Source organism: Flavobacterium lacus (genome assembly GCF_003268815.1).
GTDB classification, from domain to species: Bacteria; Bacteroidota; Bacteroidia; order Flavobacteriales; family Flavobacteriaceae; genus Flavobacterium; species Flavobacterium lacus.
Genome location: NZ_QLSV01000016.1, coordinates 13,010 through 34,456 on the forward strand (window position 1 = coordinate 13,010; position 21,447 = coordinate 34,456).

The following is a 21,447-nucleotide window of genomic DNA, read 5'->3' on the forward strand; positions in this document are numbered from 1 at the left end:
ACAATTCGCAACTTTTTTGATAAAGGGACACGATAGAAACAACACCAAATGATTTTTAATTTTATAAAATATCAAATACCAATTTGGTATTATAATTTAAAACCATCCTCAGATTTTGGTTATTTTCCTACAGAAAAGCAGTTAGAAGAAAATCAATTCGTTTTACAAAAGGACTTGCGGTATGTTTCAGAGGAAAGCCAAAAAAGAGATTTGGCATGGACTGCATTTCAATCGGGTTTTATAAATAAAAACTACAAACCGGGTTTAAATATATGGACGTCAGTAAAATTACCGTTAGAGGATGAGTATTTATTTTTGAGAAAAAATTTCCATAAAGCTTGGGTAGTTTACACTTTGATTATTAGAATTATTACATTTCACAACCCGATAAAAGAAGTCTTAGGTTTTTTAAAACATAAAACGGTTAAGCGACAAGATTATTCAAAGCAAGTTTATGAATATTCTGATTACAACGATTTTAAAAGTCAGTTAATTAACTCAAATCCGTTGGTATCTGTAGTCATTCCTACATTAAATCGTTATCAGTATTTGAAAGATGTTTTTTTAGATTTAGAAAAACAAACCTACAGGAACTTTGAGGTTATCGTTGTAGATCAAACTGATGATTTTAAAGAAGAATTTTATGGCGGATGGAATTTTGATTTAAAGTATTGGTTCCAAAAAGAAAAAGCACTCTGGAAAGCCAGAAATGAAGCGATTAAGTCTGCAAAAGGGGAATTAATTTTGTTGTATGATGATGATTCTTTAGTTGATGATAATTGGATAGAAGAACATTTGAAATGTTTGGATTATTTTAACGCCGATTTATCTTCCGGTGTTTCATTAAGTGTTGTTGGGGCAGAAGTTCCAAGCGATTATAGTTACTTTAAGTGGAGTGCCCAATTAGACACTGGAAATGTTTTGCTAAAAAAAGAAATATTCTATAAAATCGGTTTTTTTGATTTACAGTTTGAAAAACAACGTATGGGCGATGGTGAATATGGATTGCGTTGTTATTTAAATGGTTATAAAAATATATCAAACTATAAAGCAAAACGCATTCATTTGAAAGTAAGTGAAGGCGGATTAAGACAAATGGGAAGTTGGGATGGATGGCGACCTAAAAAACTTTTTGGACCAAGACCTGTGCCGAGTGTTTTGTATCTTTCGAGAAAATATTTTGGGAAAGATTTATCAAGACTTTATTTATTAAAAACGATTATTCCATCTTTAGTTCCTTATAAATTGAAAAAGAACAAAAATTTGAAAGTAATTAGTTTTTTTTTAATTCCATTTGTTTTTCCTTTAATTTGTTATCAAATTTATAAATCATGGAATTTAGCCAGTAGCAAACTTGAACATGATTTTCTCACACCAAAAAATATAAAATGAACAAATTAATAATCTTTCTATATTCCATTTTACCAAAGAAAACAATTCTTTTTCTTGGTAGAAGTAGGTTACTCAAAAAATTAAGAAATACAGTTTTAAGACCAAATAACAAAGATGTTGTTATCTCTCTTTTTGTTAAGTGGGGTAAAGGAGGCTTTCATTTTTTTGCATCTCCTAAAGTAGTCGTTAAAGCTAAAAATAAAGGAATTGAAAATACTTTATTGAAAAATGCTCTTTTTTTATTTGATAAATTTTCAATTTCAACACCCACAATTATTGATGTTGGAGCTAATTATGGCTTCATAAGTTTAGCATTAAGTACAAATTTATCAAAGGATTCAATTGTTTTTTCTTTTGAGCCACATCCACAGTTAGTTGAAGCTTTTAAAAAAAGTATTATAAAAAATAACATTAAGAATATCCATTTAGAAAATGTTGCGGTTGGAGATTTAAGAAATAGAATAAGTTTAAACCTAATGGGGCAAACTAGTAATATTCTTGATACAGGAATTGAAGTTGTTGAAAAGATAGAAATTGATCAAATATTTTTAGATGATTATTTTCTTTCCAATCAAATTAAGCCGGATTTTGTTAAAATTGACGTTGACGGTTATGAACTTAACGTTCTTAAAGGAATGAAAAATACAATTGCAAAATATTTGCCCATATTGGTCGTGGAGTCAAATGGTAATCATGAAATAATAGATTTTCTAAAACAATACGATTACGATCTATTTGACCTAAATTTATCAAAATTTGAGGGAATACCAAATAATATTTTTTGTGTTAAGAGAAACTAAAAAAGTTGAATAAAAAAATTCTAATTATAACCTCCGAATTTCCACCTTTACCGGGAGGAATAGGAAATCATGCATTCCTATTATCAAAGTATTTACAAATTAATAAGTACTTGATAAAAGTGATTACAAATCACAGAACTAATAATCCAATTGATGAATGTGTTTTTGACAACAATCAATCATTTGATGTAGTTCGGATTAAAAGATACAAAATTGTATTAATTACCTATTTTTCCAGATTTATAAATGTAATTAAAAACATCAAAAACAGTGAAATTGTTTTAGCCTCTGGAAAGTTTTCGTTGTGGTGTGCTGGTGTCGCAAAACTTTTTTATGGTAATAAAAAATATATTGCCATTATTCACGGATCGGAGGTTAACTTTGGCGGTTTCATGTCTAAAAAACTGACTTATTGGAGTTTAAGTAAAATGGATGAAATAATTGCTGTTTCTCAATTCACAAAAGATTTAGCATTAAAAAATAACAAAAATTTAAAAATTCAAGTTATACATAACGGTTTTGAGGTCAATCAGTATAATAATAAAATTAATGCTATTAGAGGTAACCCGTCAGTAATTACTGTGGGAAATGTTTCCAAAAGAAAAGGACAAATTAATTTTATAAAAGCTATTCCAAGAGTTGTAAATTCTTTTCCTGATATACACTATCACATAGTAGGGGTGCCCTCTGAAAAAGATGATTTATCTCTTTTAGCTCAAAAATTGAATATTAGCCAACATCTAACTTTTCACGGTCTTGTGTCTGATGAAGAAAAATTTAAACTATTGAATGCTTCTACTATATTTATAATGTTAAGTAACACCATAGATAAAGGTGAAGTCGAAGGGTTTGGAATTGCAATATTAGAAGCAAATTCTCTAGGTATTCCTGCTATTGGGTCACTCGGATCGGGTATTAACGAGGCTATAAAATCGGGTTATAGTGGTATTTTGGTTAATCCCAATAGTTCAGAAGAAATTGAGCAAGCTTTGACTGAAATAGTAACTAACTATCAGGCTTTTAGCTTAAACTCCAAAGAGTGGGCTACTAATTTTAATTGGAGTTTTATTGTAAAAAAATATCTAACAGTATTAGAATCATGAAGTTTAAAAAATTAGTTATCATTTCACACACTAGACACTATTTTTCAAATGGTAAAATTGTTGGTTGGGGTGCAACAGTGAATGAAGTTAATTTTATAGCTGATTATTGGGACGAGGTAGTTCATATTGCCTGTTTTTATAAATCTCCTGCCGCAAATAGTTCCCTACCTTACTTAAAAGAGAATATAAAATATGTTCCCATTCCTGCGTATGGAGGAAAAAAAATTATTGATAAGCTTTTAATTTTTGTAAAAATCCCAATAATTATTTTTACAATATTGAAAAATCTACCTAATGCAACAGAAGTTCAATTACGAGTGCCAACTTCAATGGGGTTATTTCTACTGCCTTTATTTTCTTATTTAATACCCAGACGATTTCTTTTTTGGGTAAAATATGCCGGAGATTGGGGGCAATTAAACCCACCATTATCTAATAGAATTCAGCGATATTGGTTAAAAAGGAATTGGTCTAAGTGTACAGTAACGATTAACGGTTTTTGGAAAAATCAGCCATCACATTGCAAATCTTTTGAGAATCCTTGTTTGATGGATGACGATATTGAACAGGGAAAAAGTATTGCTGACCAAAAAATTTTTGTTAAGCCATATAATTTTTGTTTCGTTGGAAGACTAGACGAAGTAAAAGGAGTTTCCAGAATTATTAATTCACTTAGAAACCTACCAATTGAAGATATCAATGAAATTCATATTATTGGGGAAGGTAACAACTTGCAAAAATATATTAAAGAATCAGACTTTTTAAAAAATAAAATATTTTTTCATGGAGCACAAAATAAACAGTTTGTTCATGAACAAATGAAAAAATCTCACTTTTTTTTGTTACCAAGTTATGCAGAAGGTTTCCCAAAAGTAGTAGCTGAAGCGGCATGTTATGGAGTGATTCCAATTGTTTCGGATGTGGGCAGTATTTCACACTACATCAATGATGAAAATGGATTTTTATGGATGGTAAGTAAAACTGGACCAGGATATGAGACAGTTTTAATCAATGCGATGAAATCGGATCAAAATACCCTTCAAAAAAAATCAATGGAGATAGTCAAATTGGCAAAATTATTTACCTTTGGCAACTACGTTAAAAAACTAAAATTCTACTTAGACAATAGGTAAATTCAATGAATTAATAATGAGTATTATATCCAACAAGGAAAGTACAATAAATACGTTGCCTCCAAAAGCAAATTTCTTTTATGTAGTAAGAAATAATGCTTATTTCATGTTGGTCTCTTTGATGATTTTTTCTTACTTCTACAATTTGCCAATTATTGGTTATAGTGTGAAAGGAGATAATGAGTTACGTTTATATGATTTATTGGGTTTGATTGTGCTGACTCTCTTTTACGGAAATTATAAGTTTTATTACTATGTTATACAAAAAGTAAATCCTCTAAAATGGCTCTACTGGTTTATATTATGGAGTACTTTCACAATTATTTCAACACTTCTTTTTGCCATTTTTATGGATAAAATGTCTGTTTTTTATCAATCGGTTTTGTATTTATATCATTTGTGGATATTTTTTGTTACTTCCGTATTACTTTATGTTATCTCTTTTGACAGGTATAAGTTGAAGCTTTTTGTAATTATAGTATTTTCCCTATCTTCTATTTCTTGTATTATCATTGCTCTACAAAACTTTAATCTTATTCCGTTTTTATGGAGTGATAATTATTACAAAGGTTATAGAGGATTTTTGTCTGGTACTTTGGGTCCAAATAAAATAGTTACAGGGATGTTTTCCTTAATTAATTTTATTTTTGCGATAGGTGTTTTTTTTAATAAAAAACTCAATATTTCAAAAGTGTTTACCGTTTTTGTAATTGTAGTTAATATCTATGTTCTTTTATTGTCAGGTTCTAGAACCAGTTATTTGGGACTTTTAATTTTTATATTGTTTTTTTCTTTCTACAAAACCTCAAGTTTTATTTTCTTTGGTTTAATTGTTGGAAGCTTATTTGGGTTTCTTTTGACTTCCAACAATAATTTATATGAAAAAGTAGAGGAGGTAATTAGTGGAAGAGTTATTAATAAAATTGAAAACGATGAAGACATTGAAAACGCAAATGTCGGAGAGCTTTATCAGGATTTGGGTGCAGGAAGAGATAGGCTTTCGATTAATTATTTAAATTATATACTTGAAAATCCAGAGATAATTCCTTTTGGTTTGGGCTTCAATAACCGAACTACTAAAAGTTTCTCTGCCCATAATATGTACCTCAATGTAATCAAGGAATTGGGACTTGTAGGGTTTTATTTTTATTTTGGATGGCTAATAAATTATCTTTTAATATCATTCAAAAAAAATAAGGGAGAAGCACTAGCATTGAAAGGGCTCGTTTTTTCTATGTTGGTGACACTTTTTTTTGGGGAACATCTATATATTTACAGACCATTATTTGCAATTCTGGGCATATTTTTAGTGGTAGTTAATTTATTAATTTCATCTTTGCACGAAAATGAAACAATTACTTCAAAATAGAAAAGTGGCAATTGTAATACCATATTACAACGCTTCAGAAAAAATCACATACGTTATAAATAAAATTCCCGAATTTATAAACTATGTTATCATTGTGGATGATTGTGGTAATCAACCATTACCCCAAGAAATAATACTAGCTAATATTAACAAGCAAACAGAAATATTTTTTTTAAAAAACCAAAGTAATTTGGGTGTGGGAGGAGCCACAAAATTGGGATTTAAAAAAGCAATTGATTTAAATGTAGACATCGTTATAAAAGTTGATGCAGACAATCAAATGGATTTGAGTTATTTGCCGTATTTAATAGAACCAATTATTTCTAAACAAGCGGATTATGTAAAAGGTAACCGATTTAGAGATTTTAAAGCGTTAAAAAAAATGCCTGTCATTCGAAGAATTGGAAACTTAGTATTATCTTTTTTGATTAAAATTTCAACGGGATATTGGAATGTTTTTGACCCAACAAATGGATATTTTGCTGTAAAAGTTACTGATTTGAAGCAACTTGACTTTTCTAAACTATCTAATCGGTATTTTTTTGAGACTTCTTTAATTGCTGAATTGTATTATCTTGATTCAAGAATTATGGATTTAACTATGCCGGCAGTCTACAATGATGAAAAATCGAGTATGAAGGTTTGGCAGATGCCCATAATTTTTTCATGGAATCTATTAAAATTATTTATTAAACGAATTTTGAAAAAATATTTCTTATTTGATTTTAATATTGGGTCACTTTATATTTTGGCGGGATTGCCTTTGTTTTTATTTGGAATAATTTATGGAATTCATAATTGGATATATTATTCTAATTTAAAAGTTTTAACCCCTACAGGAACCATAATGCTAGTTACTTTGTCAATAATTTTGGGCTTTCAGTTACTGCTTCAAGCAATACAATATGACATAATAAATTCTCCAAAACTTAATCGTAATGAGTAAAAAGGAAACTTCATTTGTATTGTTGTTTAATTTTTTAATTGCTGTTGCATTTTATTTTCAGGGACGAGATGCAAAAATTGAAGATATTTCTTCAGATTTAGCCAATATTATTCCTGTTTGCAAAAAAATTGATGACCCCTCACTTTATAAAAACGATTTATATTTAAACGATATTAAGAATGTAGAGTATTATACTCCTTTTTTTGTTCAGACGTTGAGATTTTTTGCAAAATTCGTTCATCACGACTACATCCAAGCACTTAATGTTTTTAGTTTTTTTTCGCATTTTTTTTATGGTGTATTTTGGTTCTTATTATTTTACAAGCTGAAAAATAAATTTTGGATAGCGGTTGTTTTTTCTCTTTTCATGCGAGGTATTATTTGGCCACCCGGAGGCGAACTACTTGGGATTTCCGATTTGTGGACCATTATGCCGCGAACCATATATTCCGTTTTTTTACCTGTTCCTTTTCTGCTTTTTTCGTACCTAAATAAATATAAAGTAATAGTAGCGTCTTTAGCACTTGGTCTAATTTTTAATTTTCATCCTATCACGGGTATTGGTGGAGTCATACTATATTTTTCTGTATTTATTTTATTTAAATTTATTAGAAACGAATTATTTCTGACAGAATCAATTAAAGAAGTATTTATTGCAATACTGTTTTGTGGTATTGGAATGTTTCCATTTATTGCAACCTATTACATGGGGGTTGAGAGTAATTTATCATTCGATCAGACAATTTTTAAAGAAGCATTTTTTGCAAGAATACCAAGGAGTTTTTCAAATCCGTTCATGTTTGTTTTAAACTGGAATAGACCTGTAACTTATTTGTTTAGTGTTTTATTTTTTATTTTTTATTTTTTTGATTCCTCTAAAAATAAAATTTATTTCAAAGTTTTGTTTTTTTCAGTAGTAATCATTTTTTTTACAGCGAATCTCTCTGTTTATGTTGAAGAAATCATTAATACCGTTTTCAATAAAAATATCAGGATGTCTTTTCAACTCATACGATTTCAAAAGCTTATTATTATAATTTTTCAAATTGGTATTTTTTTGCTAGCAGTTGAATTTTTCAACCGTTTGAAAGTAACTGGTAAGGTTCAATTTTACGTTTTTGCTCTATATTTTACAGTTTTAGTTTGCTCATCTTTGAATAGATTCTCAAGCTTACCTTTTGTAGGAGATGATATTTCTACTGCGATACTGCCTAACAACATGAAATTTAATTCAAAGAATTCTAAAAATTATGATCTTTCAGATATGATAGATTATTTAAAATTAAACACGGAGAAAGACGCTGTTTTTTATGGCACATATTTGATAAGAGCCGGTGCGGATAGATCTGTTTTATTGGATTCAAAGGGAGCATCAATGTTAATAGAAGGAAATCAAAACAAGTTTATTCAATGGTATCAAGATTTGAAGGAATTTAGAACGATGGACCAATTTGAAAAAGTTGTCTTTTTAAAATCGAAAGGGGTTAACTATATCTTAAGTGCAGAAGCTTGGGATGAAATCAGGCCAGTAAAAGTGATTGGACATGTGTATTTGTACAAAATTTAAAAAAACAAATCCTATAATTATGATTAATATTCTTTATATAGGGAACAAACTTTTAAAACACGGGTTTTCTGCGACTTCTATTGAAACACTCGGGCCTTTATTAGAAAAAGAAAATTATAAATTATATTATGCTTCTTCAAAAAAAAATAAATTTCTCAGGTTTTTAAACATGTTTCATAAAACATTAGTAAAGGCTCATAAAGTTGATTATGTTTTAATTGATACGTATAGTACAATAAATTTTTGGTTTGCATTTATGGTTAGTCAGCTATGCAGAATTTTAAATAAACCATATATCACTATATTAAGAGGTGGAGATTTACCCAACAGATTAAAATCATCGCCTTTAATCTCAAAACTTGTTTTTTCAAACTCACTCTATAATGTAGCTCCTTCTGAATATCTTTTCAAAGTGTTTAAAGAAAATAAATTTCATAATTTAAAACTAATTCCAAATACAATTGAGATTAGTAATTATAATTTTCAAAAAAAAACAAGTGTACAACCCAAAATTTTATGGGTACGTTCATTATCTACTATCTATAATCCCAAAATGGCTATTGATGTTTTGGTAATGCTAAAAACAAGTTTTTCTAATGCTGAATTATGTGTAATTGGTCAAGAAAAAGATTTGAGAATACAAGATTTAAAAGAATATGCCATTCCTTTTAATGTAAAAGTAAACTTTACGGGTAAGTTATCCAAACCCGCTTGGATTGAACGTTCAAAAAACTATGATATTTTTATCAACACAACCCATTTTGATAATACACCCGTGAGCCTTATTGAAGCTTTAGCACTTGGCTTACCTGTTGTTTCAACAAATGTAGGAGGTATTCCCTTTCTAGTTAAGGATAGGGAAACCGCCTTGTTAGTTGACGATTCTGATACGCAGGCAATGGTTGAAGCCATAAAAGAGCTAATCGAAAATCCAGATTTAGCCCAGAACTTAGCTGAAAATGGTCGGAAATTAGCAGAGCAGTTCGATTGGCAAATTGTTAAAAACCAATGGAAAGAAATTTTAAAATAGCTCAAAAACTCTTTATAAAATTGTTAAATTGCACCCTTCAATTCAACAGCCATAAAGAATGAACACTAAAAAGAAAATTCATTTTGAAGTTTCAGAGAGAAAAATTCTTCTCAGATTTTTTGATGTCCTGTTTGTTTTAGTAATGCTGTATATTGTTGGGATAATTTTTAACTTCGATTATTTCGCAATTACTCCAACAAATTTCTATTGGACCCTCGTATTAGGTGTTTATGTGTTGCTAGTTGGCTCTGTGTTTGAAATGTATAACTTGCAAGTGGCCAGTAATCAATTTCAAGTGATTAGAAGTATTGTCTTGACCTCTTCAACAACCGTTTTATTTTATCTTTTAACCCCTTTTTACACACCAACTCTTCCTTCAAATCGTATCCAGATTTTATATTTTTTTCTTGCTATTTTTCTCGCCTTATTTCTGTGGCGAATGTTTTATCAAAAATATTTAGCTTCTCACCGTTTTGAAAAAAAAGTGATTTTGATTTCTGAAAAAGAAATGGCAGACGAATTAATTTCCGGATTAAAAAGTATCGATCCTCACTATAATATCATTGCTTTTGTTAATACAGATGAAACGTCAGCGTTTAAATTTAAAAATAATGCGGTTACTATTCTTTCTGTAGACAATTTGCAAAAATTTGTATCCAAAAATTCAATTTCAGAAATAGTCATTGCAACCCAAAGAACAGAGGAAATTACAGTTGAGCTCTATAACAAATTATTATTGTTGTTAGAAAATGGTTTTATAATTAGAGAGTATACACAAGTCTATGAGAGTTTAACCCAACGCATTCCTGTTCAATTTGTTGCAAGAGATTTTTACAAATATTTTCCGTTTAGCCGAAGTAACCAGAATCAATTGTATTTGTTTTTTGTTCGTTTTTTTGAAATTGTAATCGCTTTAACCGGGATAACAACCGGAGTGATTTTATTGCCTTTAATATTGATAGGAAACGCCGTTGGAAATAAAGGAAAATTATTTTATACCCAGATTCGAGTTGGAAAAAATGGAGAAGAGTTTAGAATTCTAAAATTTAGAACCATGGTTAAAAATGCTGAAACTGATGGAGCTGTTTTTGCAACCACAAATGATACGAGAATAACGCCTTTCGGTAAATTCCTTCGAAAAAGTAGAATAGACGAATTCCCTCAGTTTATAAATATTCTTTTGGGAGAAATGGCCGTTATCGGACCAAGACCTGAGCGTCCTGTTTTTGTGAATGAAATTGCCGAAGTCATGCCGTTCTACCAAACCAGACACGTTGTTAAACCGGGACTCACTGGCTGGGCTCAAGTAAATTATGCTTATGGAGATTCTATTGATGATAGTCTAATTAAACTGCAATACGATTTATATTACATCAAACACAGAAGTATCTTTTTGGATATTAACATCATGATTAAAACCATCAGTACCATTCTGTTTTATCGCGGACAATAATTACGATTTCAAAAGTTGTATTCTCAACCGGAAAAGTAGCAATATGATTAAAATCATAAAAGGAAGCATCAGAAATAAATGAGCTTTGTTGAACATGAAAAGAAGGTAAGCACCAAAACAAAGTAGTAAAAAATAGAAGAATCGGTTAAACCAAACTACATTTTTCTTACCAAAAGAAATAACTATTCCAATCAAGAAAGGATTAAACAACAACACATTGTAATTTTGCGAAATTTCTCTATGCAACGAATAAAATCCTACTAATGAGAGAAATATTCCTAACAATCCTAAAAGAACTAAAAAAGTTAGATAGATTTTATTGCTGTTTGAAATAAAAACAAGTATCAAAAAGAATATAAAAGTATAAATTGAATTCCACCACGATTTTGATTGCAGTGATTTATCTTGTTCAAACAAAACAGTAGTCTTCTTGGCAATAAGTTGGTTATTTGTTTGAGATACTTCTAAACTTTTTAATAATTCTATGGGTAAAAAAAGTTGCTCGGCACTTTTATCCGTTCGATAACCAAACATGATGTTGATTCCCAATTTCTGATAAAAAAGATGTTCCATAAACGGATTTAGCACATGACGATAACTTTCGATAGTATTGCCAACTTTTGAAATACTCGGTTGTTCTAATTGATTATTAATTTGATCAACTACCATAGTCGTACAATTTTTATCGATAAATTTATAGATATAAAATCGCTCGTCAGAATACAACGATTTTTCTAAATCATCAAACAATTGTTGCTTTTGTTGTATCGTAAAGTCTAATTCCTGCTCATAAACGCTTCTGTTTTCCATTCGATAGGAATACATAAAATCTTCAAAAGAACCTTTGGCTACATAATATTCCAAATCACCTTTTACAAATTTTAAATAAAAATTTGGCGTGTCAAAATCAAACATACCAAAATTATACACAACATCAACGCCTCTTGTGTTATCTTGAATTCGAATTGCCGTATGGCCAAAGATGGAATGTAATTCTTCGCCACTTCCACAGGTTAAAATGCTAACTCGTGCGTCGGAAGATAAGGGATAATTTTGTCCGAAACTCAAAAAACTACAAAATAAAAAAAGTAGAAAGTGTAATTTTATTTTCATGTAAATTATCTAAAGATTCCTAAATCAACTTTTACAGAAAAAATATTAGAATACAAGGCTGCACTCTGGTCGCTAATATCGGTTAGAGCATAATCAACTTGAATACCTTTGTATTTAAAGCCTAATCCAATATTGGGTTGAAACCCAATTTTTTCAGTATTATCAATTTGTAGTACATTCTGAAAATTTCCAACGCCGGCTCTCAAAAAAACTAAATCAGTATAACCAAACTCAAATCCTAAAGCAGGATCAATGCTCACAAAGTCAGTAGAAATAAGATCGTTGGTCTTAAAAAACTGCATATTTAGGTTAAACGCCGCTAAAATTGAATAATCATAGCGGTATTCAAATTTTCTGGAAATACCCAACTGAGCCTTTGGCAATGTGATTTCCGTACTCTCCGGTAAATCCTGATTTTCTCCCGGAATAGCATTGGCTATTTTTTCAAATTCTTCTTCATCAATATTCCAAATGTTATACGTGGTCGTAATATCGCGAACCATTAATCCCACTTTCCAATTGTCGCGTTCAAATTGAATCCCTACATCAAGTCCAAACCCCCAAGAATTCGCAAAATCTCCTATTATTCGTCTAATTACTTTTGCATTTACACCATATTGCCAACCCGGAACCTGTAAACTTCGAGCATAAGAAAAAGTGGCACCGTAATCGGCTGTAGAAAATTTACTGATACGGTTGTAATCAATATTTCCATTATTATCAATCAATTGTGTGGTATTCAAGATATCATCTACCCCAAATCGAATTAAGGAAACTCCCCATGCACTTCGGTCGTCAATCGGCATAGCAAAAGCAGCATAATCATATTGAGCGATGTTGGCAAAATAACTAGCGTGCATCAAGGCTCCTTGGCTGTCTTCTAAAAAAACCAATCCTGCCGGATTCCAATAACCGGAATTCACATCGGCCGTACTTGCCGTAACGGCATTAGACATTCCTAAAGCAGCCGCATCCACGCCAATACTCATAAATTCATTGGAGTATTTTCGTACAGCTTGACTGCTCACCATAATTGGAAGTAGAAGCAAGACAATAAATAGATTTTTTTTCAAAGCACAATTTTATTTTCAAACCGAAGTTTGCACAATTTTTTTCCAAAAATAGGAATTTTTAGCTTGTTTCATTCTAACATGTCACGAAATAAAAAACATTGAAATAGCGTAACTAAAAATATCAAGTAAAAAACGCACTTGTTTCTCACTTATTGTATTAAATTTGTTTTCAAACCTTAGAATATGAATATAAAAGCAAAGATTCCCAATTTAATTACATTACTTAACTTATTATCAGGCTGTATAGCAGTGGTTTTTGCAGCTAGAAATCAGTTTGAATTGGCTTTTTTCTTTGTATGTTTAGGGATATTTCTTGACTTTTTTGATGGTTTTTTTGCCCGTCTTTTCAAAGTACAAAGTCCGCTAGGCGTTCAATTAGATTCATTGGCAGACATGGTTACCAGTGGTCTTGTTCCCGGTTATGTCATGTTTAAGTTGATTTTTACTTACCAAAACGACGGTGTTTCCGCCTTAGGTGATTATTTTCCAACAAACCATATTTTACCCTTAGTTGGATTTTTTATCACGTTAGGCTCTTGTTATCGATTGGCAAAATTTAACATCGACACCAGACAAACCGATTCTTTTATTGGATTGCCAACGCCGGCCAATGCACTTTTTATATTAAGCATTCCATTGATTATTGCCTCAACCGAGATAACTTTTCTAAAAGATGCTCTTACAAATCCTTATATTTTAATGGCAATCTCGATCTTGAGTGTGTACATGATGAATGCGGAAATTCCATTGTTTTCTCTCAAAATGAAAAACTTTTCTTGGCAAAACAGTAAATTTCAAATCGTATTTTTGGCTTTAGCAATCATTTTGTTGGTAACACTAAAAATTGTTGCGTTACCTTTAATTATCTTGCTGTATGTGTTGATGTCGGTTATTCAAAATAAAATGATTTCTTAAACGTTTTGTTTTTCATAAAGTATGGCAAAGCAAATCAGACGAAAACCGGTCACAAGGCGAAAAACCACCAAGAAAAAGACTTTTTTCTCTGGTAAAATGATTGGTTTTACCATTACATTTTTAATTGTATTATTCATCGGAGTAACAGCTTATCATTATCGTGATGCGTTAGCCTATTATTTTAGTTTTAAATCCAAACATCAAACCGAAAAAAATGCCACAAAGGTTGAAGAAGCCAGAATTTTTCAGGTTTTAAAACGACATGAAAAGAAAGTTTTTGGTTTTGATGTGTCTGAATACCAAGGAAAAATAAGTTGGGAAGAAATTAAAACCATTGAAGACACATTTCAATTGAAATTCGTTTTCATCAGAGCCACTGCCGGAAAAGACAAAGTAGATAGCCGTTTTAAACAAAATTGGAAAGACGCAAAAGAAAATAGTTTTATTCGCGGAGCCTATCATTATTATCGTCCCAATGAAAACTCTATCCAACAAGCCACTAATTTTATTAAAACCGTAAAACTTCAAAAAGGTGATTTTCCTCCGGTTTTAGACATTGAAAATTTGCCAAAAACACAATCGATTGATAGTTTGAAAGTAGGGTTAAAGCGATGGTTGACCAAAGTAGAAAATCATTACAATGTAAAACCCATCATTTATTCAGGTGAAAGTTATTATAAAGATTTTCTTGAAAAAGAATTCAAAGGCTACACGTTTTGGATTGCCAATTATAATTTTTTCGTAGAAGATATTAAAGACCATTGGGCTTTTTGGCAATTTACAGAAAAAGGTACAGTTCCCGGTATTCAAGGTCCGGTGGATGTTAATATTTATAATGGAACCCCAAAAATGTTGAATTATATGGTTTTGCAGTAGAAATTAAAACGCCAATTTCTTTTTTCGCAATTCGAAATTTTGCCCTAAATATACTTTTCTCACCATTTCGTCGGCAGCCAAATCTTCCGGAATTCCGGCTTTCAAAATGCCACCTTCAAACATTAAGTAGGTTTTGTCCGTAATGGCTAATGTTTCTTGAACGTTGTGGTCGGTGATTAAAATACCGATATTTTTATTTTTCAATTGAGCCACAATACGCTGAATATCTTCAACGGCAACCGGGTCAACGCCGGCAAAAGGTTCGTCCAACAAAATAAATTTCGGGTCGGTAGCAAGAGCACGAGCAATTTCAGTTCTGCGTCTTTCTCCTCCCGAAAGTAAGTCACCTCGATTGGTTCGAATGTGCTCCAAACTAAATTCAGCAATCAAACTTTCCATTTTTGCTTCTTGTTCCGCTTTAGAAAGTTTAGTGAGTTGTAAAACACTCAGAATATTGTCTTCAATACTCAGTTTTCTAAAAACAGAAGCTTCCTGAGCCAAATAGCCAATACCATTTTGAGCTCGTTTATACATCGGAAAATCGGTAATTTCCATATTATCCAAGAATATTTTTCCGCTATTTGGTTTTACCAATCCAACAATCATATAAAAGGAAGTGGTTTTTCCGGCACCATTCGGACCCAATAAACCCACAATTTCTCCTTGATTCACCTCAACAGAAACGCCTTTCACAACACTTCTGCCTTTGTAGGTTTTAACGATATTTTCGGCTCTTAATTTCATTTTTTAGATGCTGAGTAGCTAAGTTACTGAGTTTCTGAGTTCATAATAGAATGCAAAGAAACAATTTTAGCCTATTCAAACTTTAATATTAACAATAGATTATCTTATTTTTGGTTTTCAAGTGCTTCCCAAAATTCATACGCTCTTCGCAAATGCGGAATCACAATCGTGCCACCAACCAACGTGGCAATTCCCATCGCTTCCATCATTTCTTCTCTGTTGATTCCGTGTTTGAAGCTTGTTTCTAAATGATATTTGATACAGTCATCACATCTCAAAACAGCAGAAGCAACTAAGCCAAGCAACTCTTTCGTTTTTACATCCAAGGCACCTTCGGCATAAGCATTGGTGTCTAAATTGAAAATTCGTTTGATGACTAAATTATTATCAGCCAACAGTTTTTCATTCATTTTAGAACGATAATCATTAAATTCCTGAACTAAATCTGACATTTTTTTTATTTTAAAGTGGATTGTTTTAATTCTTTTTTAACTACTAGTAGACTTATTAAAATGCTAATTTCATATAAAACCATGATCGGAATGGCTACGATTATTTGACTAATAATGTCCGGAGGTGTAATAATTGCTGCTAAAATCAATACAATTATTAAAGCATATTTTCTGTATTTTCTTAAAAAAGAAGGCGTTACTAACCCTAGTTTAGTAAGGAAATAAATTAAGATCGGTAACTCAAACAATAATCCACAAGCGATGGATGACGTTTTAATCATACTGGTATAAGATTCTAAATTAAATTCGTTCACAATTTCGGAACTCGCACTAAATGAGCCGAAAAAATAAACGGATAATGGTGTGATAATGTAATAACCAAATAAAACCCCAAGAAAAAATAACAAAGACGATACGATAATAAATGCTTTAGCATATTTTTTCTCTGTTTCATACAACGCCGGACCAATAAACTTCCAAATTTCCCACAAAATAAAAGGGAATCCGGCAATAAATCCAACCGTTATACAAGTCCAAATTAAAAACGAAACTTGTCCGCCCATATTGGTATTTTGGATGATGAAAGGCATTTTTACATTGCAAATGTCTGCATTTTCGACACCAAAAAATTGTGTTACTCGACAAAAGAACTGATACGTAACAAAGTTAGGGTCCTTCGGGCCAAATAGAATGTGTTCAAAAATAAAATCACTGATAAAAAAAGCAGCACAAGCAAGGATAAGAATGGCAGCTGTGCTTCTGATTAATAACCATCTCAATTCTTCCAGATGGTCTAAAAAGGACATTTCTTTGGGACTACTTGTTGCCATTATACAATACCCTCTTTTAAAATGTCATGCAAATGAATCACTCCTTTATAAGTGTTATTTTCCGCCACAATTAACTGTGTAATCGAAAAATCTTCCATGATATTCAATGCGTCAACTACCATGTCGTTCGGTTGAATTATTTTTGGATTTTGAGTCATCATGTCGCGGGCGGTAATTCCAGTAATGGTTTCTGTTTTACTCAACATTCTTCTAATATCACCATCGGTTATAATTCCGATAATTTTATCATTTTCAACCACAGCAGTAACACCTAGTCGTTTTTCAGAAATTTCAAAAATAACCGTCTGAACATTCGATTCTGGTGAAACAGTTGGTTTTTTAGATTCGTCAAGCATGTCTTTTACACGAAGTAAAAGTTTTTTGCCTAATGCTCCTCCCGGATGATATTTCGCAAAATCTTCACCTTTAAAATTTCGCATTTCCATCAAACAAACGGCTAAACAATCCCCCATCACCAATTGAGCCGTGGTGCTGTTCGTGGGTGCCAAATTTATCGGGCACGCTTCTTTTTCTACTGTTGTATCTAAAACAAATTGAGAATGTTTGGCTAAAAAAGAAGTCAGATTTCCGGTCATTGCAATTAACGTATTGCCAAATCGGTTTAAAATTGGAACTAAAATTTTAATTTCCGGACTATTTCCGCTTTTAGAAATACAAATAACAACATCATTAGGTTGAACCATTCCTAAATCGCCATGCACCGCCTCTGAAGCATGTAAAAACATAGACGGAGTCCCGGTAGAATTTAAAGTGGCTACAATTTTTTGAGCGATAATGGCACTTTTACCAATTCCGGTAACAATTAATCGGCCTTTTGATTGATAAATTAACTGAACACTTTCTACAAAATCATTTGTAAGTAAATCAGCCAGTTTTGAAATGGCTTGACTTTCAGCTAAAATGGTCTCCTTGGCGGTTGTTAAAATTTTTTCTTTAGTAATCAAAACGGATTGTATATAAAATTTGTGTGAATAAAAGAAAGTTGTATCTTTATGGATGCAAATTTAAAATAAAATACCATACATAAGAATGAATCCCAACGAAATTGACATTCATAAGGAATTAAAAAAGTATTTCGGCTTTGATCAGTTCAAAGGTCTTCAAGAACAAGTGATCAAAAGTATACTCAATAAAATAAACACTTTTGTAATAATGCCAACTGGTGGAGGAAAGTCATTGTGCTACCAGTTGCCTGCTTTATTTCAAAACGGAACAGCAATTGTTGTTTCTCCTTTAATCGCATTAATGAAAAACCAGGTGGATGCCATCCGAAGTGTTTCTTCTGAAGACGGCATTGCACACGTTTTAAATTCATCATTAACCAAGACCGAAATTAATCAAGTTAAAAAAGATATTGTTTCCGGCATCACCAAGTTATTGTATGTTGCCCCGGAATCATTAGCAAAAGAGGAATATGTAGAATTTTTAAAGTCAGTTCCTATCTCGTTTGTTGCCATTGATGAAGCCCACTGTATCTCCGAATGGGGTCATGATTTTCGTCCGGAATACCGAAACCTAAAAAATATAATCAAACATTTAGGAAATGTTCCTGTTATTGGTCTGACAGCTACTGCCACGCCAAAAGTGCAGGAAGATATTCTGAAAAATTTGGATATGTCCGATGCCAGAACATTCAAAGCCTCATTCAATCGTCCGAATTTGTTCTATGAAGTACGACCAAAAACTAAAAATATTGAGTCAGACATTATTAAATTTATAAAACACAATAAAGGAAAATCGGGAATAATCTATTGTCTTAGTCGTAAAAAAGTTGAAGAGATAGCACACGTTTTACAAGTAAACGGAATTAGTGCCGTTCCTTATCATGCCGGCTTAGATGCCAAAACCCGTGCAAAGCATCAAGATATGTTTTTGATGGAAGATGTTGAAGTGGTTGTGGCCACCATCGCTTTCGGTATGGGAATAGATAAACCGGATGTTCGCTTTGTAATTCACCATGATATTCCAAAATCGCTCGAAAGTTATTACCAAGAAACCGGTCGTGCCGGACGAGATGGAGGAGAAGGGCATTGCATGGCTTATTATTCCTATAAAGATGTAGAAAAATTAGAAAAATTTATGGCAGGTAAACCTGTGGCTGAACAGGAAATAGGATTTGCTTTGCTTCAAGAAGTGGTTGCTTATGCCGAAACATCCATGTCACGTAGAAAATTTTTACTCCATTATTTTGGTGAAGAATTTGATAACGAAACCGGAGAAGGTGGCGATATGGATGACAATGTGCGAAATCCAAAGCCAAAAAAGGAAGCGAAAGAGGACGTGGTGAAAGTGCTTCAAGTGGTGCGAGACACCAAACATTTATATAAGTCAAAAGAAATTGTTTTTACCCTGATGGGAAAAATTAACGCCGTCATCAAAGCTCATCGAACCGATTCGCAGGACTTTTTTGGTTGCGGAAGCGATAAAGATGAACGCTATTGGATGGCTTTAATTCGCCAAGTTTTGGTAGCTGGATTTTTGAAAAAAGATATTGAAACATACGGAATTTTAAAATTATCAGAAGAAGGGGCTGCCTACATCAAAAATCCAACGTCGTTTATGATGACAGAAGACCATGAATACAGCGAAGAAGAAGATGATGCCATTGTGGCGGCTTCAAAATCTACCGGAACAGCAGACGAAGCCTTAATGGCCATGTTGAAAGACTTGCGTAAAAAAGAAGCCAAAAAATTAAGTGTTCCTCCATTTGTGGTTTTTCAAGATCCTTCATTGGAAGATATGGCTCTAAAATACCCGATTTCTATTGAAGAATTAAGTAATGTACACGGTGTTGGCGAAGGAAAAGCAAAAAAATACGGTAAACCTTTTGTTGATTTAATCGCTCGGTATGTAGAAGAAAACGACATTATTCGTCCGGATGATTTGGTGGTTAAATCCACTGGAGCAAACTCTGCCAATAAATTATACATCATTCAAAATATCGATAGAAAATTATCGTTAGAAGATATTGCCAAAGCAAAAGGTTTCACAATGGATAATCTGCTCAAGGAAATGGAACAAATTGTGTATTCCGGGACCAAGTTGAATATTAAATATTGGATTGATGAAATTCTGGATGAAGATCAACAAGAAGAAATTTATGACTATTTTATGGATTCGCAAACCGATAAAATTGAAGATGCTCTAAAAGAATTTGATGGTGATTATGATATTGAAGAATTGCGTTTGATGCGAATTAAATTTATTAGTGAAGTAGCGAATTAGTGTTCAGTAATCAGTTTTTAGCAGGCAGTTACTGAACACTAAAAACGGCTTACTACTCACTAAAAATCTCCCCTCGATGAGGTTTCAATGCATCGCGAACAGCAATCATATTTTCATCGGTTACCACCATAAAAGCGATGGCTTGCATTTCATTATAGATTTCAAAACCGGTAATGTTCAAAGGTAATTTTTCGGTTTCAATAAATTCTTTTAAATGGATTTCATGGTGTTCCGCCGTTTTTGCAGAAGCCGGACCTCTAAAGTCCCAAATTAATTTTATCTTTCTGGACATTTTTTTAGTGCAAAAATAAATTCATTTTATGAAATACTTCTTCTTTGGTTTACTTTTATTTTCTGTTGAATTAAATGCACAAAAACTTTTAGTAGAACAAGCAAATCATTTGGCTTCACTTCCGCTAAAGTGTTTGCAACAGGAATATCCCAATAAGTTGAATCAACTACTATTGGATTCAACCGAAATTCACTCGCCTAAAAAATTACATCCGGCTTTTTACGGTTGTTTCGATTGGCATTCTTCGGTGCACGGACATTGGAGTTTGGTCTATTTGTTGAATAATTTTCCGGATTTAGCCAATAAAAATGAAATTATTGATAAACTAAAAACTAACCTTTCAAAAGAAAATATTCAAGTTGAAATTAATTATTTTTCTAAAAATCACGAAAAATCATTTGAACGAACCTATGGTTGGAATTGGTTGTTGAAACTTCAATTGGAATTAGAAAGCAGCACAGCACCTTTTGCAAAAGAAATGGCTCAAAATCTCAAGCCATTATCCAATTTGATGATAGCTCGATATGTTGAATTTTTACCAAAATTGCTCTATCCGGTTAGGGCAGGAACGCACAATAACACTGCATTCGGACTCACGTTTGCGTGGGATTATGCCATTTATTCCAATAACAAAGATTTTCAAAATCAAATCACTGAAAATGCCAAACGATTATTTTTATCCGATGAAAATTGTCCTTTAAATTGGGAGCCTAGCGGCACCGATTTCCTTTCGCCATGTATGGAAGAAATTGCAATCATGAGTCGCATTTTGTCGGAAAAGGAATTTTTACCATGGTTAAAAAAGTTTAGTAAAAACATTTTTAAGAAAGATTTTAATTGGGAAGTTGCCCGAGTTTCAGACCGAACCGATGGTCATTTGGTGCACTTGGATGGATTAAATTTTAGTCGTGCTTGGAATTTTTATCACTTGATCAATTTATATCCAAAACAATTTTCTCACCTAAAACCATTAGCAGATAAACACCTTGATTTTTCACTTCCTTCTGTCGTGGATGGAAATTATGAAGGTGAACATTGGCTGGCTTCGTTTGCATTGAGAGCATTTGAAGAAAAAAATTAACAAATCAAATTTTATTAATTATATTTGAAAAA

At 31.9% G+C, this 21,447-nt stretch carries 20 protein-coding genes; 13 read left to right on the forward strand and 7 right to left on the reverse strand.

Features of this window, described 5'->3' with window-relative positions:
* Positions 1-48 precede the first annotated feature (48 nt).
* The 9 genes from B0I10_RS13815 (at position 49) to B0I10_RS13855 (ending at position 10,793) form a co-directional block, all read left to right on the forward strand.
* Positions 49-1,392, forward strand: a complete 1,344-nt coding sequence (locus B0I10_RS13815; RefSeq protein ID WP_112087103.1) for a glycosyltransferase family 2 protein — start codon at positions 49-51, stop codon at positions 1,390-1,392.
* Positions 1,389-2,192 carry an FkbM family methyltransferase gene (locus B0I10_RS13820; protein ID WP_112087104.1) on the forward strand — a complete coding sequence of 268 codons (804 nt, stop codon included), beginning with the start codon at positions 1,389-1,391 and terminating at the stop codon, positions 2,190-2,192. Before B0I10_RS13815 ends, B0I10_RS13820 begins: the two co-directional genes overlap by 4 nt.
* 5 nt (positions 2,193-2,197) lie before the next feature.
* Positions 2,198-3,295, forward strand: coding sequence for a glycosyltransferase family 4 protein (locus tag B0I10_RS13825; RefSeq protein WP_112087105.1), 1,098 nt, complete (start codon positions 2,198-2,200; stop codon positions 3,293-3,295).
* On the forward strand, positions 3,292-4,428 hold the full coding sequence (locus B0I10_RS13830; protein ID WP_112087106.1) for a glycosyltransferase: 1,137 nt from the start codon (positions 3,292-3,294) through the stop codon (positions 4,426-4,428). Before B0I10_RS13825 ends, B0I10_RS13830 begins: the two co-directional genes overlap by 4 nt.
* A 145-nt stretch (positions 4,429-4,573) precedes the next feature.
* Positions 4,574-5,797, forward strand: a complete 1,224-nt coding sequence (locus tag B0I10_RS13835) for an O-antigen ligase family protein (protein WP_181456961.1) — start codon at positions 4,574-4,576, stop codon at positions 5,795-5,797.
* Positions 5,775-6,743 carry a glycosyltransferase family 2 protein gene (locus tag B0I10_RS13840; RefSeq protein ID WP_112087108.1) on the forward strand — a complete coding sequence of 323 codons (969 nt, stop codon included), beginning with the start codon at positions 5,775-5,777 and terminating at the stop codon, positions 6,741-6,743. Before B0I10_RS13835 ends, B0I10_RS13840 begins: the two co-directional genes overlap by 23 nt.
* Positions 6,736-8,310, forward strand: coding sequence for a glycosyltransferase family protein (locus B0I10_RS13845; RefSeq protein WP_112087109.1), 1,575 nt, complete (start codon positions 6,736-6,738; stop codon positions 8,308-8,310). Before B0I10_RS13840 ends, B0I10_RS13845 begins: the two co-directional genes overlap by 8 nt.
* Before the next feature lie 19 nt (positions 8,311-8,329).
* Entirely contained in the window at positions 8,330-9,340 is a 1,011-nt protein-coding gene (locus tag B0I10_RS13850; RefSeq protein WP_112087110.1) for a glycosyltransferase family 4 protein, read from the forward strand.
* Between the two features lie 58 nt (positions 9,341-9,398).
* The gene (locus tag B0I10_RS13855; protein WP_112087111.1) at positions 9,399-10,793 is read left to right on the forward strand and encodes an exopolysaccharide biosynthesis polyprenyl glycosylphosphotransferase; all 1,395 of its coding nucleotides are present in this window, start codon (positions 9,399-9,401) and stop codon (positions 10,791-10,793) included.
* On the opposite strand, the gene B0I10_RS13860 is transcribed toward B0I10_RS13855, so the two are convergent.
* Together B0I10_RS13860 and B0I10_RS13865 are read right to left on the reverse strand one after the other, a co-directional pair.
* A complete protein-coding gene (locus tag B0I10_RS13860) occupies positions 10,794-11,906 on the reverse strand; it encodes a lipoprotein N-acyltransferase Lnb domain-containing protein (RefSeq protein WP_112087112.1) in 1,113 nt (370 codons plus the stop codon). It abuts the gene before it with no gap.
* A 5-nt stretch (positions 11,907-11,911) separates the two neighbouring features.
* Positions 11,912-12,979, reverse strand: coding sequence for a putative type IX sorting system protein PorV2 (locus B0I10_RS13865; RefSeq protein WP_449404077.1), 1,068 nt, complete (start codon positions 12,977-12,979; stop codon positions 11,912-11,914).
* A gap of 183 nt (positions 12,980-13,162) precedes the next feature.
* Between B0I10_RS13865 and B0I10_RS13870 the strand changes: the two genes are divergently transcribed.
* Positions 13,163-13,894, forward strand: a complete 732-nt coding sequence (locus B0I10_RS13870) for a CDP-alcohol phosphatidyltransferase family protein (protein ID WP_112087113.1) — start codon at positions 13,163-13,165, stop codon at positions 13,892-13,894.
* A gap of 21 nt (positions 13,895-13,915) precedes the next feature.
* Positions 13,916-14,770 (forward strand): glycoside hydrolase family 25 protein, encoded by an 855-nt coding sequence (locus B0I10_RS13875; protein ID WP_112087114.1) that lies wholly within the window; start codon positions 13,916-13,918, stop codon positions 14,768-14,770.
* Positions 14,771-14,773: 3 nt separating this feature from the next.
* On the opposite strand, the gene lptB is transcribed toward B0I10_RS13875, so the two are convergent.
* The 4 genes from lptB to B0I10_RS13895 all read right to left on the reverse strand — a co-directional run bounded on the left by lptB (position 14,774) and on the right by B0I10_RS13895 (position 17,761).
* Positions 14,774-15,514: an LPS export ABC transporter ATP-binding protein gene (lptB, locus tag B0I10_RS13880; RefSeq protein WP_112087115.1), complete on the reverse strand. Its 741-nt coding sequence runs from the start codon at positions 15,512-15,514 to the stop codon at positions 14,774-14,776.
* 104 nt (positions 15,515-15,618) lie between these two features.
* The gene (locus B0I10_RS13885; protein ID WP_112087116.1) at positions 15,619-15,966 is read right to left on the reverse strand and encodes a carboxymuconolactone decarboxylase family protein; all 348 of its coding nucleotides are present in this window, start codon (positions 15,964-15,966) and stop codon (positions 15,619-15,621) included.
* 5 nt (positions 15,967-15,971) lie between these two features.
* A complete protein-coding gene (gene tatC, locus B0I10_RS13890; RefSeq protein WP_112087117.1) occupies positions 15,972-16,796 on the reverse strand; it encodes a twin-arginine translocase subunit TatC in 825 nt (274 codons plus the stop codon).
* Positions 16,796-17,761: a KpsF/GutQ family sugar-phosphate isomerase gene (locus B0I10_RS13895; RefSeq protein WP_181456962.1), complete on the reverse strand. Its 966-nt coding sequence runs from the start codon at positions 17,759-17,761 to the stop codon at positions 16,796-16,798. Before B0I10_RS13895 ends, tatC begins: the two co-directional genes overlap by 1 nt.
* An 85-nt stretch (positions 17,762-17,846) precedes the next feature.
* Here B0I10_RS13895 and recQ point away from each other — a divergent pair, with 85 nt between their 5' ends.
* On the forward strand, positions 17,847-20,042 hold the full coding sequence (gene recQ / locus B0I10_RS13900; protein WP_112087118.1) for a DNA helicase RecQ: 2,196 nt from the start codon (positions 17,847-17,849) through the stop codon (positions 20,040-20,042).
* Between the two features lie 52 nt (positions 20,043-20,094).
* Here the strand turns inward: recQ and B0I10_RS13905 are convergent, their stop codons facing one another.
* The gene (locus B0I10_RS13905) at positions 20,095-20,334 is read right to left on the reverse strand and encodes a hypothetical protein (RefSeq protein WP_112087119.1); all 240 of its coding nucleotides are present in this window, start codon (positions 20,332-20,334) and stop codon (positions 20,095-20,097) included.
* Positions 20,335-20,362: 28 nt separating this feature from the next.
* Here B0I10_RS13905 and B0I10_RS13910 point away from each other — a divergent pair, with 28 nt between their 5' ends.
* Entirely contained in the window at positions 20,363-21,415 is a 1,053-nt protein-coding gene (locus B0I10_RS13910) for a DUF2891 domain-containing protein (RefSeq protein WP_112087120.1), read from the forward strand.
* The last annotated feature ends 32 nt before the right edge of the window (positions 21,416-21,447 follow it).

Bases quoted from the DNA above. Each gene is read 5' to 3' on its own strand.
- lptB (WP_112087115.1), bottom strand. From the start codon at position 15,514: ATGAAATTAAGAGCCGAAAATATCGTTAAAACCTACAAAGGCAGAAGT.
- B0I10_RS13855 (WP_112087111.1), top strand. From the start codon at position 9,399: ATGAACACTAAAAAGAAAATTCATTTTGAAGTTTCAGAGAGAAAAATT.
- B0I10_RS13850 (WP_112087110.1), top strand. From the start codon at position 8,330: ATGATTAATATTCTTTATATAGGGAACAAACTTTTAAAACACGGGTTT.
- B0I10_RS13820 (WP_112087104.1), top strand. From the start codon at position 1,389: ATGAACAAATTAATAATCTTTCTATATTCCATTTTACCAAAGAAAACA.
- B0I10_RS13860 (WP_112087112.1), bottom strand. From the start codon at position 11,906: ATGAAAATAAAATTACACTTTCTACTTTTTTTATTTTGTAGTTTTTTG.
- B0I10_RS13830 (WP_112087106.1), top strand. From the start codon at position 3,292: ATGAAGTTTAAAAAATTAGTTATCATTTCACACACTAGACACTATTTT.
- B0I10_RS13870 (WP_112087113.1), top strand. From the start codon at position 13,163: ATGAATATAAAAGCAAAGATTCCCAATTTAATTACATTACTTAACTTA.
- B0I10_RS13885 (WP_112087116.1), bottom strand. From the start codon at position 15,966: ATGTCAGATTTAGTTCAGGAATTTAATGATTATCGTTCTAAAATGAAT.
- B0I10_RS13845 (WP_112087109.1), top strand. From the start codon at position 6,736: ATGAGTAAAAAGGAAACTTCATTTGTATTGTTGTTTAATTTTTTAATT.
- recQ (WP_112087118.1), top strand. From the start codon at position 17,847: ATGAATCCCAACGAAATTGACATTCATAAGGAATTAAAAAAGTATTTC.
- B0I10_RS13905 (WP_112087119.1), bottom strand. From the start codon at position 20,334: ATGTCCAGAAAGATAAAATTAATTTGGGACTTTAGAGGTCCGGCTTCT.
- B0I10_RS13815 (WP_112087103.1), top strand. From the start codon at position 49: ATGATTTTTAATTTTATAAAATATCAAATACCAATTTGGTATTATAAT.
- tatC (WP_112087117.1), bottom strand. From the start codon at position 16,796: ATGGCAACAAGTAGTCCCAAAGAAATGTCCTTTTTAGACCATCTGGAA.
- B0I10_RS13910 (WP_112087120.1), top strand. From the start codon at position 20,363: ATGAAATACTTCTTCTTTGGTTTACTTTTATTTTCTGTTGAATTAAAT.
- B0I10_RS13875 (WP_112087114.1), top strand. From the start codon at position 13,916: ATGGCAAAGCAAATCAGACGAAAACCGGTCACAAGGCGAAAAACCACC.
- B0I10_RS13840 (WP_112087108.1), top strand. From the start codon at position 5,775: ATGAAACAATTACTTCAAAATAGAAAAGTGGCAATTGTAATACCATAT.